Raw genomic sequence first — 17,324 nt, forward strand, 5'->3', positions numbered from 1 at the left:
AATAGTTATTGGATAGTTATTTTTAGTTTCATGGCTGTTTGTATGGAGGTATTGTTTGCATTTTATGCTTGGTGGATTAATCAATTTACCAATTGTCTAATATCAGATTTGCATCTTCACTGATTAGCTCTTGGGGGGATTGAGCAGCCGACTCTATAATCATCTTCGCTTCAGGAGTTCCGATTTCTGCTAATGCCAGGAGAGACTTTCTTGGCACATTGAGCCATGTATCATAAGACCATCGGTATGTCAATGCCTTGGATAATGCAGGAATTGCTCTTTCATCGCGCAATACATCCAAAAGTTCAATAACTGATTCATGAAGACCATTATTGCTCTCATCATTGAGGATTTGACAAAGTATAGGTATGTAATCCTTTGATAGGTTACGCCATGCTGCCATCATGACAAACGAAGCCCCAGGATAATCTTCTGGATTTGAAGCATATTTTTCCAACTCCTGAATCACTTCGCTAACTGAAGGAGGTGATGCCTCAAATTCCTTGTTCATCTCCTCTAAAAGTCTTGATGATTCAGTGGGTCTTGGAGAATCCTTGAATAATTTCAGGTATTTTTCAATCGTGTTACTTATCATCTTATAGCCTGTTAATATTAGTGATATTTTGGTTAAAAAAATCAACTCCATTAGAGCTGCTACCCAAAAGAATACTCACAACTCCATAAAGATGCTCTGTAGCTTTGCCAACGAAAAACTTTGCCTCTTGTTTTATCCCAACGACAAATATTTACACCTACCTACTTAAATCTTACTAAGAATTACTTTTATCTCAGAACTTTTAGTAGTAAAGCAGATATAAAATACCCCATCTTCTATTGGTTTTTCTAAAACTTTCGCATAAATATCAACGCTCAATTCTTTTGTAGAATTTGGTGATAAAACTAATTTAATATTACTGAAGAAAGAAGGAATGATATCCTTTTCTATATCCTTGGGACGTACCTCAGCCCCCTTAGTGGAAAGTTTAACTAGACTACCTTGAAAAATGGTTTTTTCAATGTGCTTTTCATCTAGAATCGTATATTCTATTGGTATTGCTTCAGCTAAAGGTAGTAATCTTTCTTCTTCTTGAGTTAGAAAGAGATTATATTCTCCAATAATCCCCCTAACTTCATAAATATTTATCGGTAGTTTAATTCCTTTTACTTGTACTTGCTTTTGTCCACAGACTTTAACAATTGACTCTACTTCTTTAAATGTCGATTCTGAAATAACAATCTGTCCTCCAATTGTATAGGATTCAATACGATAGGTGAGATTCACCTGGCTACCGACTACACCATATTTGGTTCGGATATAAGAACCAATATTTCCAACAACAACTTCGCCTGTGTTGGCAGCTATTCCCATTTCTAATGGCGGCAGATTCCACTGCTGCATCTTTTCATTTATACTCGTCATTGCTAACTGCATAGCGATCGCACAAGCAATAGCCCTTGTAGTGTCGTCTTCTTTGGCAGTAGGCGCACCAAACAGCACTAAAATACCATCACCTGTAAATTCATCAATGGTTCCTTGATACTGAGTAATGATATCTGCCATTGATGATAAATAAAAGTTGAGAACTTGAACAACCTTTTCCGGGGGTAATTGCTCAGAAATACTGGTAAATCCTCTTAAATCGGAGACGAGTATGGTGATTTTGCGCCGTTCGCCCCCAAGCTGTAAACCTTTTGGGCTTTCTAATAAGGTAGTGACTACTTCTTTGCTTAAGTAACGCCCAAATGTATAACGAATTTCTCCAGCAGTACGGGCGATGTAGACTGTAATAGCGATCGCAGATCCCAACAGAGCTAATAATGGTGGTACTATAGGTATCCACCAACTGGCGATAAAGGCTGCATAAGTACTAGCCAATAGCACACCTGCGGCCAAAATTGGGCTAGTTATTTTCTGGAGGGATAAAAATTTTATCCCGCCTGCATATCGCCATTGCCAAGTTAGACTTGCACCCACAAAAGACCACAGAAAAATCCATCCTATTTCCACTGGCTGCGACCAACTCTTAATTAGTGGACGACCTGCTGTAGCTGCACTGATAATTTGGCTAGCCATATTTGCATGAATTTCTACCCCAGGCATAGGTTCTGGGGAAGTCAACAAATCACTACTATAGGGAGTGAAGAATAAATCCTCAAAACTCTCGCTGACGTTACCAATCAAAATAATGCGATCGCGTCCCCATTCTGGTGGGATCTTGTCTTCCAAAATATCTGTCATCGTAACTGTAGAAAAGCGCCTGGCTGGCCCCCTGTAATTAATTAAAATTTGGTAGCCACGGTCATCAGCTCGCACATAGCCACCATCATTAGCGGCAAAGGGGATAAATCTTGTCTTTCCTAACTGCCAATTTTTTGTCTGTCCAGAAGTTTCCGGTGCAATACCTTCGGTATCAAGATAAAGTAAAGCTAAATATAAGGCAAAACTGTAAATAGTCTCTCCATTTTTATCTGTTAAGTAGAGCAAACCCCGTCTTACCTTTTTATCTGCATCCAAAACCAAATCATTTGCACCTACTTGCCCTTTATCTTTGAGTGCTGATGGCGGGTCAATTGGCTCGCGTTGGTTATCTCCTACCACTCTCTGAATCCCGACTAAATTGGGGGTAGATGCAAATACTTTGGTTAATTCTTGATGTCCTGGTTCTACAGGTAAATCGCGGTAGATATCTAAACCAATAGCTCGCGGTTTCCTGGCTTTTAATTTTTGCAACAATTGAGCATACAGACCATCTGGAACGATTGGCTGACGAATTTTTTTCATGTCTGCAAGATTTACTCCGACAATGACAATCCGATCATCGGGTATTTCTTGGGGTCGCAGACGCATATATTGATCAAAAATCGCCAACTCCCAAGGCTGCATTAAACCAGCAAAGCGTAATAAGATGACTACACCAGCGACACTAGGAGTAGTAATCAAAACACCGCGCCATTGCCACAGTAGCTTTTTCCACTTTCTCCACATCATCTTTTTTGCACCAAAATTAATTTTTCAGGTTAGCAAAGTAGCCGTTTTAACTTTGCCGATATCTAGCTGTACTGAGGTTAGCGATCGCTCGTGCAGCAGTCAAGGAAAGGTTCTTTGGCGATCGCCCCTAGACCAACTGATTGTAAAAGTTCTTCCCATTCAGTTGGCTTCTCGCGGCGCAATTGAGCAACGGTATTCAGTGCTTCCTGCCAAATTTGAGACTCTGCATAAATTTTTGCCTGTTCTAGAAGTCCTGCCCCAGCTAGCTGACTCTTCAGGGATGAGCTTACTTCGGTACGCTGGAGTAATCCCTTGACAAATTGATCCTGAGCGCGGTCTTGAAAATCGCAAATCATCGTGAAGTACCATCGATAATACTTGCCAATTTGGAGAGGAACATTTGCTGGTAAGTCCAGTTTAATAATGCCAGGAGTACTAGGTAGTTTAAAGGTTGTCAGATAAACCTGATTTCCGGCTTCATCTGTCAAAGCCAATTCTCCAGATTGGGCAGTATTTTGAGGAATGTACCAATATAGTGTTGGATTGGCTGCAACCGTTTTCCCAAAATTATTTTTTGACGGCATCAAAGGCGTTATCGGTATTCCGCTGCTATCGATACAAGAAGAGCCACGCGTTCCTCCACCCAATGTTTGAGAGGGCGCTCCTCGGTCATCTACAGGTGGGAATTTGAGACTAACTTTCCACTCCAAGTTGGATGGCGATCGCTGTGATGGCAAGCTAGCAAAAGTGACAATGGTGGGCGAAAGTGCGCTAACAAAGATCGCTAAAAACAGAAAAGATTTTGGTAAATTCATGATCCGCGTAAAGACTTCTGTTGAACGTAAATATTTGAAGCAGCAAATCATATCATGTCCGGTTGAAGACCGATCATTCTTGCAGAAGTGGGGAAAAGGGTAAGGGGTAAAGGGGAAAGCGGCTCAGAAAAAACCCTTTCCAATACTTGTTGGGTTTTGGAGGAAAGGGAAAAGGTTAAAAGACAAAAAACCTTATATATCATGTCTTACACTCTTTTACCTTTAGCCGAACCGTATTGCTCCCTTACCAGGGATTGCCGACGAGCGTGAAACCGCTCCAATAGTAGGGATGAGCAAATTCTTTGTCTCCTATCTGTCCTAACTCCGGCGGTAAAAGAAAGCTCTTACTCGCTGTTACCAACCGACCCTTCTCTAGTCGCACCTGACCCTTGAGCATTGCTACCTGTGCTTGCCGGAGAGCCTCGGCTTTAATCGGAGTTTCTTTCAATTTCTCGTAGAAACTTGTCATTAGTGCCATTGTGCTTTCATCGTTGACAGACCATAGACTGCCCATCGCTGATTTCACTCCTGCTAACACTGCCAAGCCTGCAAATCCCAACTCCGCTTCTGGGTTCCCTAATGCTGTACGACAGGCACTCAAAACCAATAGTTCCACTGGTGGCTGACTTAACTTCAACTGCCGCAATTGGCTAATTAGTAATTTGCTATACCAAAACTCAATATAGGATTTATTGATATTACCAGGCTGAAAGTTGGCATGGGTAGAGAAATGGACAATACCAAACGTCTGTAAGGCGCGGGCTTGTTTGAGCTTTTCCACGGTGAAGTTTTCGTTGAGGAAAGACTTGCCAGACCACAATTGACTAACGATTAAAGACAACTCTACTGAAGCTGCTGGTAAGGGCTTTTGATCGGGGAAGCGATCGGCTCCCATTGCTAAGACTTGCTGATTTCTCACATCCGCATAGCGAGTATCAGTAAGTGATAGGCTGGGCATAAGACCAACGCTGTATCTTTCTACAATAAACCCTTGCCCGTCATGCAGGGCGGCGATCGGCAGGGAGCGTAAACCTGCGTCCATCAAAAAGCTGAGATTCGTAATTTTTTGAGCTTGTAAATCCTTTTCCAAAGGTTCAAGCAGCCACTTATAGAGCTTTTGAGCCAAAGGCAGGTAAGGGGGAGAGCGTTGAATGTTAGTGATAGCTGCTTGGAATTCTTGAGCGTTTTTGAGGACTTGCTCTCGTGTCGCTCCCTTAATCTGCCGTCTGATTGGTGTTCCAGAGGAAGTGACCATCACTAGTTCGAGCTGGTAGTTATCTTGAGCTTGTTGCGTAGTGGGTTGTACTTGCTGTCGGCGCTGCTCCAAACTTTGAGAATGGAATTCCCAGATAGCTTCCCGTTGCTTGGCAGTCTCGTCTTGTTGAGATTTGAAGTCTTGCTCGGTTTGGGGTTGAAACAAGACATAAATCAGGGCAGGTTTAACGCCAGTGGCTTGTTCAATTCGGCGCAATATAGCCTGGGCTTCTTTTAAGGTTTTGATGCGGACATTGCTGATACCCAAATGGTTCTCAAAAGTCTTGGTGAAGACTTCCTCCAGTTCTGGCATGTTAGTGTCAGTTGCTTGTGTGGAGGCGAAGGTTACTTCTGGTTGCTGGATAAGAGGAAAGGGATTGGTGAGATCGACAGGATTAAATTTAACAAGTGGAGTCTCAGTTGGAAGTGGAGGGGGGATGATAGAGATTTTCCCGCCAACGATCGCACCAGCTGTACCATTTACGGAGGCATTGCCAATCTGAAACGGATTTAAGCTGCCTCCTCCATGCCGGATTGTGATGTCTCCCCCACCGTTACTGCCAAGGCTAGAAATGCTAGCCAGACCGCTGTTGCTGTCGGTAAAGGTGTCTGTTACTCGGAAAAATTGTCTAGCGGTGATATCTATGTCACCACCTCTACCGTTTTTCCCACCTTGGGCGTTAATCTGGGTAGCTTGAATGTCACGGCTGGAGTCAAGGGTGACATTGCCAGCGTTGCCGAAACTACTGCTGGAATCAATTGCGCCAGTGGTAATATTGGTGGCAGTTTTGGCGATGATGGCACCACCGTTAACTCCTGAACTGTTAAGGTTGCCCGTGGAAATGGCATCGCCGCTTTCTAGAGCGATCGCTCCCCCATTCCCAGTTGTAGAACTAGTGTTGAGAGTTCCCGCACTGGTATTGATATTGCCACTGGTACTGGTTATTCTAATCTCTCGACCTTGATTTACCACATCGTCAGTGGTAATGTTTTGGTTGGCTTGCAGGTTAAGGGTGGCATTGTCGGCTCCAGTGAGTTGAAATCCACTGGTGTTGATGGAACCTGAGCCAAAGGGCGATCGCAAAGTAACCGGGTCATTGAAAGTCACATCACCAGTCAACGTAATTGCACCGCTGCTATTATCTCGCCCGATAAATATTTGAGAAAAGCCATTTTGCCAGGTGTTTAATTTACTGGCATTTAGATTTAAACGGACATCGTTAATGTTGCCACCCAAGGTAATGTCTAAGCTAGGAGTACGAGGCTGCAACTGAAGGATACCAGTACCTTTGATTTGGGTGGAGCCAAGGAAGTTCATTTCATCAGCAGTCAGGGCGATCGTACCACTACCTGTTCCAGTGGGGTTAATGGAACTGTTCTTAATGCTAATTCCTTCTGTACTGTTTCTACTGGCGCCTTCTAAGGTTATATTTCCTGTCCCCGTTGATTCCACCTCTGCGCCGTCTTCCAGTAAAATGCCGAAGTTACGATTTCCCTCTCCGTTCCCGCCAGTACCCATGAGGCTGATATTTCCATTGGCTGAACGGACTCTGGAATTGGCACTGATATATATCCCCTCACTAATATCAGTCCCGACTCCGGCAATCCCCTCTAGATTAATTGTCCCCGTCTTAGTCGCGGTGATGATGCTACTGTTTACTTCAATGCCGTCGTTGTCCCTACCTCCCCTAGCGTTACTAGTACCTTGAAGTGTAATCCTCCCAGTGCCAGTGGAACTCACCAGGCTATTGTTAAGCTGAATCCCGTTGTTGTTGTTTCCATTCCCGTAGCCTATGCCAGTTAAGCTGATATCTCCATTTCCAGTCATGATGCTGCTATTATTCAGCAAAATGCCCTTCTGCTCGCTAGCATCAGCGTTGTTTCCCTGACCTTTAATCGAAATATTGCCAGTTCCAGAATTGAGAGTAGCTCTATCAAGGCTGATTCCAATGGGATTTGCTGCTGTTCCTTGTGCCGGCTCGTTTAAGGGGTTACTACTACCGCCCAGAACTATATTGCCTCCATTAGAATCGATCGCAGCACCGCTTTTGAGGGCGATCGCTCCTCCATTGATACCGTCTCGATCTGCATTGAGGGTGACATCCAACTTCCCTGCGCCACTGGCTGTTAGCTTGGCACTTGAGTTGATAAAAATATTGTTATTAGCTTCTAACGTTAGATTTGCATTGGCAGTACCCGTTGTACTGATGTTGGCATTGATGTTGATATTGCGATCGGCAGCTAATTTCAAGGAAGAACCACTGCTCCATGAGATCGGATTGCTGACTGTAATATCCCCTTTACCAGCCAAACCCGATGTTGTCGAAACAGTAACATTACTCAAAGCTAGTTGATTTTGTAGCGTAGTCGAGTTGAGATTAGAAGAGGTTGTGGTGGTGTCAGCAAATATCCCACTACCGAAGGTCATACTGGCGGTATCCATCGCGCTGCTGATGGTGATATCAGTCGGATCTAGCAGGAGCGTGCCGACTTCACCCGCAGGACTCTCGCCTGCGGACACGCTACGCGATCGCAAATCAACCAAGCCTTGAAATAAGAGCAATCCTTTGCTAGATACTTCTACTAACCCGCCATTCCCAGTGTTAAGCCCCCCGATGGCGTCGATCTTACCAAAGAACTGGGTGTTATTATCTGACCAAACGATCGCCCGACCGCCATCACCGTTTAGCAGTGCGTTAGCATTAATTACCGAATCACTGCTAACAAACGTCTGTAAGGCATTGGGCAAGATCCCTTGACCTTTGTAGTCTCCTCCAATCCTGACGATGCCGCCACCATTTGTCCCAGAGGCATTAATGTTAGCGCCAATCAATCCGACGCGATCGCCCAAGACGTTTACTGCACCACCTGTCTGCATAACTCCTGTATTGGAAACATCTAGGGTTCCAGAAGCGATCGTAGTTCCTGCGGTAGTTGGGATAGTTGTACCAGATGGTGTTAACTGTACTGTGCCAGCATCTAAACTAGGTCTTACACCAAGATTTAGTCCCTTAGCCCCTTGGGTTAACAGCGTTGGCAAATCCAGAGGGTTAATTGCTAGGTGTTGCTCTGTTGTATTTCTTGGCAGTTCTAATTCTAGACTCAGCAGGTTTCCCGCTTGAGAGATCCGAATCAGGTTTGTCCCCGGTACTGCTGCAATAGTGATATTTCCGCCGGGTGCGCTCAATGTAGCCGTATTGACGATATTCCCACCGATTAAAGTCAGATTGTGTTTTTCTAAAACTGACAAACTACCAGCATTGATAATAGTCCCAGGATTGGCGAAATCAAAGGCAAACCCAGAGGGATTGCCATTTAAATTTAAGTAATCATTTTTACCGACTGCATTAAACCAAAGGCGATTTTCAAAGCCAATTGCTGTAGCAGTCGTTACCGTAAAGTCAGCCGGAAGGTTAAGTTGGGCATTCGGTCCAAAGATTATTCCTGCTGGATTCATGATGAATAAGTTGGAATTTCCTCCAGTTACCTGAATCAATCCATTGATGGTTGAAGGATCTCCGCCGACAACTCGTGTGAGAATGTTATGAATATCGGGATTCGAGAGAAAATTGGCAATCTGCTGCTGATTGAGTCCAAATTTCTCCAAGCTGTGAAATAGGTTCGCCCGATCGCCAGAAAGCTTACCCCCTTGAATATCGATGCGATTCCCCTCTTGAATCACAACTGTCCCTGTCCCATCATTAGCTGGAACGATGGATTGTCCAAGTACAGGTTTGGCAGCAATGTTACTTAACCAAAAGCATAGGGTAAGGGCGATCGGCAATGAAGCATCCTGAGTTTTAAACACTAGTTGCTTCTGCTGGCAAAGACGCTGTAAGAAGAAGTGCGCAACTGCCGACGCTCGATGACTCGCTACCGCTTCGCTAACGCCAACGTACTGCCTTGCCAACCTACTATTTCCTTTTGACTTTTGATTTTTTCTGTTCACTGCCAATTCCCCAAGCTTAAAGTTGATAATTCACTTGGAAATCAAAGCCATCATCTTGAGCGTTATTGCTATGTGCGATCGCCATAATTCTAGTGGTGCGCCACACAAACTTTGCCTCGTAGCCAACAGAGGGGAAAGAACACTTGCGAACTATCTTCTTTTTGTCCAAAGTCCAAATAGTAGATATCTCTAAAATAGTATCATTCTGTGATAGAAGAACATCATAAAGCTTTTTTTACACAGAAATATGAGCGACATACTGAATTATATTGAAGACCATCCTAAAAAACAAAGCCTTTGAGTGTTTTGCAGTATTAACAATTACAACAATTAATCTTAAATACACAGCGATTGTATCATGAAAAACAAGCTTGATTAGAATTGAAAAAAGTGAAAATTATTGTTATATGAGGAGGTCGTAAACCAAAACTATCTATTAAAGAACAAATCATTTTAAGATGCTCGACCTTAACCTTTCACGAATACATGCTGCGTCGTCTTGTAGTTTAAAGATTTACTTTATAAATGGTCTCTAGGCAGAAATATAGAAGACTATTTAACCAATAATAAGATTTATAGCTCGAAAGTAAGGATCGCGTTTTAGGAACAGTTGATGGGGCGATCGCTCTCAGTCGTTGGTTGAACTATTTAAGCACTCAATTGCCCACATATTAACATTGTATTTGAGTAATTTATATATGCAGATAAATTCTTCCACTTTGAATGTAAATAGAATACTCTCTCCTGACGAACGCGTGTTTGAAATTGCAAATCAGCTTGGGGGCGCATTAACTAACGTTGTCATTAACCGTATTAGAGGACCCCTGAGTGCAGCCATTGTCAGACAAGCAATTGACTTGATCCAACGTCGCCACCCACGTCTAAATTGTCGGATCGTTGCTTCTACCAATTCCCCACGCTTTGAAGAGGGAGGCGTGACGATCCCGTTGCAACTAGTACATAGCCAAAATGATAATCAGTGGCAAAATATTGTTTTGCAAGAACTAAATCAAAAAATTGAAAGCGACAAATATCTCATGCGTGCTGTGTTGGTGCAACCTGTCGGCGAACCCAAGGAATCAACAGTCAGCTTTTTGATTGTCACCTTACATCATGGTGTTGCAGATGGCACATTCTGCATCCGACTGCAAGCAGATATCTTGACGTACTGTCAAAAGATAGCAGCAGGCGAACCTGTCGAAACAGTGGTGCGTTTGCCTGTGCTGCCTGCATTGCCAGAGCTTTTCCCTCCCTCAATGCAAGGATACAGTGGTGTGGTAAATACGATCGATTGTCTGTTGCGACTTGTCAGGCAATATGTCGCCCATCGTCCTGAAACTTTAGGTTTTGAGCAGTATCAAACACCAGAATTACGTCGTGCTAACGTTGTTTATCGCCAGCTTGATGAAACTTTCACCCAACGGTTCAATGAAGTTTACAGAAAGGAGAAAGCGAGCGAACAGAGTGCTTTGTGTGCTGCCATGATGCTTGCAGCTGCGAATAAAATAACAGGTGGAAAAAAGCGAGATATCTGTTTGAGTTGTCAGTCATTTGCAGACCTGCGTCGCCGCATCCAACCAATAATTAGTGATGAGCAGATGGGGTCTTTAGCTTCATCCACTGTTACATTTCACACCCTAAAACCAAGTATGTCCTTTTGGGATTTAGCACGCGATGTGAAACAACAAATCGCTACGAATATCCAGCGCAACGATCTATTTAGTATGATGCTAGCATCTGGACTGGCAGTGGCAACGAAGGGAATGCTCTTAAATCAAGTAATGGCTAGCGTTGGAGTCACTAAGCTTGGTTTAGTTAATATTCTTCATCACTATGGGGTATTTGAACTCGAAGAAATTAATGCTGTAGCTTCAGCATCTGTGTTTCCAGGTGTTTTTGTGGTTGAGGCATTAAGGTTTCAGAAAAATATGTTTTTGAATTTTATATTTTCTGAGCCTTCACTCAGTCAGGAAACGATCGCGGCACTTGCAGACGATGCTATTGCCTACCTAGTTGATGCTTGTTCAGATTAGAGTTTCTGCCAGCGTAAATTTGTTTTTCTGGCAGTGGCTAGTTAAGTTTTTCAGGAAGCAGCATCATATTCATCCACTATCAGCAGGCTTTGGTCAAGTCCAGTTTTTTTGAGTGTATCCAAGACCATTTCTTGCGGCGCAACTATGTAAATATTTGCATTAGCATCTATTGTTTGTTTAGCAAAAATGAGTACCCGCAGACCCGCACTGGCCATATATTCTAAGTCTTGCATCAACAACACGAGGTGTTTTGGATTCTCAGCTGCTGCTTTCTCTACCTCTGTCTTAAAAATGGGTGCAGTCATTGCATCTAATTCTCCAGACAAAGTGATTTTAGCAACATCATTGCCGATATCTAGTGTGACGCTGAAAGCCATAATTTTTTCCTCTATGCTTGTTTATTTGAACCTATTCGTGAGATTTTAAGGTCGGAGATAATTTATCAACAAGCAATTATACTTAAAATATTGCTGAAAATTGGCATGGGAAACATAATTTTTGAACAGGTGATACCAGCTTTGGGCTATGCCTACGCGTAAGGGACTTCCAACTCAAAAAAGATCCCATCGCTGTGTAGGTAGAGGGGCAGGGAACTCTTAACAGTCTATACTTTGACGACGCATTCAGGAGCTTGTTGGTAGATAGGCACTTGAATTATGAAATTAGTGCCTTCCCCAAGGCTAGAAAAACATAGCAATTTCCCACCATGCTTTTCCGTAATGATTTGGTAGCTGATTGCCATACCCATGCCTGTTCCTTTGCCTACAGGTTTGGTAGTAAAAAATGGATCGAAGATCCGGCTTTGAACCGATTCTGGCATTCCTTGTGCATTATCAGCGATCGCAATTTCTATTGATTGTGAATCAACTACTGAAGTGCGGATAGTAATTTGACTGGGATTTTCTTGTATCTGTTGAGAGGTACGCTTGATATCCAACTCATCAAGGGCATCCATTGCATTTACCAAAATATTCATCAATACTTGGTTGAGTTGACCAGGATAGCATTCCGCTTGCGGCAAGTTGCCATAATCTTTAATAACTTCAATTGCTGGACGGTCTGGTTTATCTTTAAGGCGGTGTTGCAGAATCAAGAGCGTACTTTCGATACCTTCATGAATATCAACCTTCTTAAATTCCGCTTCATCCATACGCGAAAAATTCCGCAGCGATAGCACAATATTACGAATTCTTTCAGTCCCCATTTTCATCGAAGACAGCATCTTTTGTAAATCTTCGACGAGAAATTCTAAATCGATTTCCTCTGCTAAAGCTTGAATTTCTGGGTCATGGCTAGAATGGCGTTCTTGGTAGAGATAAATCATCTGTAACAAGTTTTGAGTATATTCATCCAAGTAAGTAAGATTGCCGTGAATAAAGTTGACTGGGTTATTGATTTCATGGGCAATACCTGCTACTAGTTGACCCAGACTAGACATTTTTTCACTTTGAACTACTTGTGCTTGGGTACGTTGCAATTCACTCAAGGCTGTTTTCAGTTCAACAGTCCGTTGTTCGACTCGCGCTTCCAGCTCTGCATTACTATTTTCTAAAGCCACAAAGGATTCGCGCAATTGCCCTGCCATGTGATTAAAAGAGTGAGCAAGAGTGTTGAGTTCATCGATATTCCCCTCTTCGAGTGTCTGTTGTAAATCACCAAATGCTATTGCCTGGGTAGTCTGATTCAAGCGCAAGATAGGATGGGCAATCCAGCGTGAGGTAAATACGCCAATCGTTGTTGCTACTATCAGCGCCCCAAAACACAGCAGGATACTAATTTGGGTGTTGGCATGGATTTGCGCCATGTAAGTTTTTTCTGGAATACCAACTACTACCAACCAGTCCAAACCATATTGGTCACGCCAAGGTACAATGTGCACATAGAAATTTTCCCCTTGAACATTAACTTTCAGTTTTTGGGTATTGGTAATAGACTGGAAATTTGGAATGCGCTGCTGAAGTTGCTTGGCAATGTCTTGTACCGCCGGATTGGGGCTGTCGATCGCTTTAAGGCGTTTAATTTCGTTATTGACTACGGTAAAAGGCTTTTCTCGAGCAGAATTGGCAACCAACATACCATCACGCTCCATAATAAAAACTTGTCCGAAGCGGCTGACATTTAATTTTTGTAAAAATTCACTGAGTTTCAACAGGTGAATTTCAGCCCCCACAACACCAATCAGTTTTTTGCTGGCATCATAAATTGGACGACCTGCCGATGCCACAATATAAGGGGGATAAGCAGGATCGTAATAAGTATAAATGCGAACCCAGATAGGTTTCCCGGCTTTTACAGGTTCAGTATAGGCAAGTTCATTGACGGTATCCCAAGTACTAGTCGTCATCACTTTGGTTGGGTTGCCATCATTATCTGTTAAGTAAGTTTTCGTATTTTTCGGCAGGCTTGGAGTTTTGATTGCATTATCATCGATTGTCACCGTTTTGCCATCGTAACGGCCGGCTCCAGTCCCTTCCCCAGTTGCTAGGTTCAAGCTGATAAAAGTTAGGTCATAGGCTTGCATTTCGTGCCAGAAATACTTGCCAACCTTGAGGCGATCGCGCACATTCAGCAATCCCATACGAATTGCATCCGCATTTAACTGGATAACTTTATGGGGAATCGACAGGTAAGCATCCAAATGTTGATTTACTTCACCACTGGTTCGTTCCATCAACTGATCCGCAAGATTGTTCACCGCTTTCTCGCCATTTTTAAATGACAGATATCCAACCAGTCCCACGATCGCAAAAACTTGCAATACGAAAGGAACGATCAGAACAAGGTGTAATGAAAATGCACGGACTTTGCTAGATGAATGTATTTTCATGAGTGGTAAATCTTGGTTCGCTCAGGTCTTGGCTTAACCTAGATTACCCATCACAAACTTCATACTATCAAATACCAGAAAAATCACTTAGTTGTATTTATACTTTAGTCAGATAATTTGTGCTTCATCTTCCCGAAGTTTATCCTCAATCAAGCTCGTTCCTTGCTTCTGCAAACAAGATAAATACCTGTGTGTCCCGCTATTTGGGGTATTTAATCTGATTTACTAAGTATTAATATTTAGTAAGCAAGTTTACTTAAATAATGCCAATTAAAAAATGTTTCTTTATTGAAACATTACTTTAATAATCTTAATGAAATATAAATGTTTATAATGATTTAATATTTCTAGAAATAAATTTCAAGCTTCTTGGATTCCAAAAACCAAATTTGGCAATCAAGAATGCCAAAAACTTCATAAATTAACTGTTTGCAAGTTCAGTCCTGATATCGGTATTCAGCAATCTTTGGTAATCAACCAAGCTAACTGAGTATCAATTTTGCCTTGCCTGTATTCAGAAATACTTGGTAATCAGCCCAGTGAAATGCGTATTAATTTTACGTATCAATTTTGCTTGGTTTTGATATTGCCGCTAGTATCACCTTTTTTATATTCACACCAACTTTTGAGACAAATCGACCGAAACTACTTCAACTCTTGAAAGGACTAAAATTGTGAACACATTCGATCGCCTAACTCAGCAGCTGAATCAACTGCTCGCTCAGGATTACCTGGCATTTAGTATTACAAAAAATCCTGTTGCACAAATGCTGAGTCAAGCAAGCTTTGCTCAGATTGCTTATATCATGCAGCAATATTCGATTTTTCCAAAGGAGTTGGTGGGTTTCACAGAGTTAGCAAGACAGAAAGCGCTGGTAGCAGAATGGGACATTGTAGCCCAAGAACTCAAAGAAAACATTGCTGAAGAGATGGGCAAAAGTACACAAGGAATCTCTCATTACACGCTTTTAGCTGAAGGGTTAGAACAAGGATTAGGTGTTGCTGTGAAAAATACAATGCCGTCAGTTGCTACATCCAAATTGTTAAGAACTGTGCAATCGATATTTGAGCAACCCCTACCTAATGTGCTTGGGGCAACCTATGCGATCGAGGCAACCTCAATTCCAGAATTAACTCTAATCGTGCAACTTGTAAATTGGTTACTAGAAGGAGCAATGCCCAAAGATTTGGAATATTTCTTCAGTAAGCATTTAAACGAGTGGGAACTCGAACATGAAGCAGGCTTGAGAACATCTCTGGCAGCATATATCCAACCCGAACAATTTGGAGAGTTTGCAGCAGGATTTCGGGCAACGATCGATGCGATGGAAGCTTGGTGGCAGGAATTAGCGCAAGAGGCAATCTCATCTGGGGTTGTTCTGAGTACAGCGATCGCTCAATAGCACTGATTAAATAGAATTTAACAATATGATCTCGATCCATCCTTCATTTCTCGATCGCACTTCTAGTACCAATCAACCAAAATTTGGACTACCCGGTGATTACTACTTTAGCGAGCAAATTTTTGCTTACGAGCAGCAAACTATCTGGGGTAACACCTGGCAGTTTGTAGGACGTGAATCCGATCTACCTAATCCTGGGGATTATCTCACTTGCCAAGTTGGCGATCAGCCCATGTTCGTGATTCGCGATAATAATGGTGAATTGCAAGCAATGCACAATGTTTGTCCGCATCGCGGAGCGCAGATATTACAAGGGCAGGGTCATTGTCAACGGGTGCGTTGTCCGTATCATGGTTGGAACTTCAATTATGAAGGCAATCTTAAAGGTTTACCTCGCGCTGAGTGTTTTCCCAATTTAGATAAGTCGGCTGTCTATCTAGCTAAGGGACGAGTAGAGACATGGGGCGGCTTTATCTTTGTTTGCTCAGAAGCAGAAGGCGAATCGTTAGTCAGTTATTTAGCCGGATTTTCAGCCTATTTAGAGCAATATAAGCACTCTTGGCAGGAACTTCAGCAGGTCGATCGTTGGTTTTATGAAGAGCCAGCCAATTGGAAATTTCCCATTGAAAATTATCTAGAGTGTTATCACTTGTCAGTTGTTCATGCCCAAAGTTTAAAGTGTTTCGATCCGAAGAATATTATTTACACTCCAACTGGGCGACACTATCAGATATTTGTTCCCTTTACAGATGATGAATTGGTCAAAGATCATCCCGCTTTTTCAGGAGAACCAAGGGGACAATCGTATCAGGGCTTCATCTTTCCTAATATGATGGTGAATACTGCAAGAGACAAAGTTTCAGTTTTTCGGCTGACTCCTTTATCTCCCACAAGAACTAAGTTTGAGGTTTTTATTTATCAAACAAAAGCACAGATTGCAGCATTTCCTTATAAGCAGGATGAATTTCGACCTGAATTTGAGCGGGTGTTAAATGAAGACTTTAGCGTAGTGCGATCGCTACAAGCAAGCGTTCATTCCAAAGCTTATGGTGTACTTCAGCTTGCAGATATTGAATATGGAATTTCTCACTTCCATCAAGTTTTGTCGAAGTACTACCAACCCTAATAGACATCTCTAAAATAGTATATTTAGTCTTCATCTTGATACAAAACCCCAAGTCGATCGCGCAAGCGCATTAGGTTCTGGGTTTCACAAAAACGGATAAAGTCGAGCTTATGCTTCAGAATTTTTCTCATGTTTTACTTAAAACCACAACCAGCTACGCGATCGATACCAAAACAGTTCAAATTTGAACAACCAAAATCACCCCCAGTCAACCTGCTAGACAGTTAAACAAACCGTAGGCCGAGTTATTGGTTCTCTGTGGGTACTGATTGCCAAGCAAGGCGATGTTTCCAGTGCGATGTGAAATTAAGTTGAACTGCTTGCTTAAAGTCCTTCAAAGCTGCTGAAAACGTTTTCTCTTTTAGCTCACCTTGGTTGTTCAATTGTTTAGGGCATTGTGGATTCCATACATATTTTTGACAAGTTTGGTGGGCAATTTCTACATCACTGCCATTTTCAGGATTTTGAAAGACAGGATGATAATTTAACCTGTTACAGCAAACTTGTAACCATTCTTGCCACCCACATTGCCACAAGCGGACTGTTCCATCAAGACTACCACTGACAATCAGTCTACCATCAGGGCTAAAAGCTGCGGAATTTACCCAATACTCATGCCCGTGCCAAGGTTGACCAATAGGGTTGCCGTGAATATCCCATAAACGGATTGTAGAATCATTGCTGGCACTGATAATCCACTGACCATGAGGGCTAAAGGCGACAGAATTAACTTCTTTTTCATGTCCGTGCCAAGGTTGACCAATGGGGTTGCCGTGAATATCCCATAAACGGATTGTAGAATCATTGCTGGCACTGACAACCCACTGACTATCAGGGCTAAAGGCGACAGAATTAACTTCTTTTTCATGTCCGTGCCAAGGTTGACCAATGGGGTTGCCGTGAATATCCCATAAACGGATTGTAGAAT

At 42.5% G+C, this 17,324-nt stretch carries 10 protein-coding genes; 3 read left to right on the forward strand and 7 right to left on the reverse strand.

Annotation, left to right across the window (positions count from 1 at the left end):
- Positions 1-85: 85 nt before the first annotated feature.
- The 4 genes from V7K53_RS26885 to V7K53_RS26900 form a co-directional block, all read right to left on the reverse strand.
- Positions 86-595 (reverse strand): HEAT repeat domain-containing protein, encoded by a 510-nt coding sequence (locus tag V7K53_RS26885; RefSeq protein WP_335200557.1) that lies wholly within the window; start codon positions 593-595, stop codon positions 86-88.
- A 165-nt stretch (positions 596-760) separates the two neighbouring features.
- Positions 761-2,989, reverse strand: coding sequence for a CHASE2 domain-containing protein (locus V7K53_RS26890; protein WP_335200558.1), 2,229 nt, complete (start codon positions 2,987-2,989; stop codon positions 761-763).
- A 77-nt stretch (positions 2,990-3,066) separates the two neighbouring features.
- On the reverse strand, positions 3,067-3,804 hold the full coding sequence (locus tag V7K53_RS26895) for a DUF928 domain-containing protein (RefSeq protein WP_335200559.1): 738 nt from the start codon (positions 3,802-3,804) through the stop codon (positions 3,067-3,069).
- A gap of 244 nt (positions 3,805-4,048) precedes the next feature.
- Positions 4,049-9,007, reverse strand: a complete 4,959-nt coding sequence (locus V7K53_RS26900) for a CHAT domain-containing protein (protein ID WP_335200560.1) — start codon at positions 9,005-9,007, stop codon at positions 4,049-4,051.
- A 698-nt stretch (positions 9,008-9,705) separates the two neighbouring features.
- Between V7K53_RS26900 and V7K53_RS26905 the strand changes: the two genes are divergently transcribed.
- Positions 9,706-11,040: a phthiocerol/phthiodiolone dimycocerosyl transferase family protein gene (locus V7K53_RS26905; protein ID WP_335200561.1), complete on the forward strand. Its 1,335-nt coding sequence runs from the start codon at positions 9,706-9,708 to the stop codon at positions 11,038-11,040.
- A 50-nt stretch (positions 11,041-11,090) separates the two neighbouring features.
- Here the strand turns inward: V7K53_RS26905 and V7K53_RS26910 are convergent, their stop codons facing one another.
- Positions 11,091-11,417, reverse strand: coding sequence for an anti-sigma factor antagonist (locus tag V7K53_RS26910; protein ID WP_335200562.1), 327 nt, complete (start codon positions 11,415-11,417; stop codon positions 11,091-11,093).
- A gap of 227 nt (positions 11,418-11,644) precedes the next feature.
- Positions 11,645-13,867: a sensor histidine kinase gene (locus V7K53_RS26915; protein ID WP_335200563.1), complete on the reverse strand. Its 2,223-nt coding sequence runs from the start codon at positions 13,865-13,867 to the stop codon at positions 11,645-11,647.
- Between the two features lie 674 nt (positions 13,868-14,541).
- On the opposite strand from V7K53_RS26915, the gene V7K53_RS26920 reads away from it, so the two are divergent.
- Together V7K53_RS26920 and V7K53_RS26925 are read left to right on the forward strand one after the other, a co-directional pair.
- The gene (locus V7K53_RS26920; protein ID WP_335200564.1) at positions 14,542-15,270 is read left to right on the forward strand and encodes a DUF3865 domain-containing protein; all 729 of its coding nucleotides are present in this window, start codon (positions 14,542-14,544) and stop codon (positions 15,268-15,270) included.
- Between the two features lie 25 nt (positions 15,271-15,295).
- The gene (locus V7K53_RS26925) at positions 15,296-16,396 is read left to right on the forward strand and encodes an aromatic ring-hydroxylating oxygenase subunit alpha (RefSeq protein ID WP_335200565.1); all 1,101 of its coding nucleotides are present in this window, start codon (positions 15,296-15,298) and stop codon (positions 16,394-16,396) included.
- 245 nt (positions 16,397-16,641) lie between these two features.
- On the opposite strand, the gene V7K53_RS26930 is transcribed toward V7K53_RS26925, so the two are convergent.
- The coding region (locus V7K53_RS26930) for a WD40 repeat domain-containing protein (RefSeq protein ID WP_335200566.1) at positions 16,642-17,324 on the reverse strand (683 nt) is incomplete at its 5' end.

The organism is Nostoc sp. (assembly GCF_036917355.1).
Taxonomy (GTDB): Bacteria; Cyanobacteriota; Cyanobacteriia; order Cyanobacteriales; family Nostocaceae; genus Nostoc.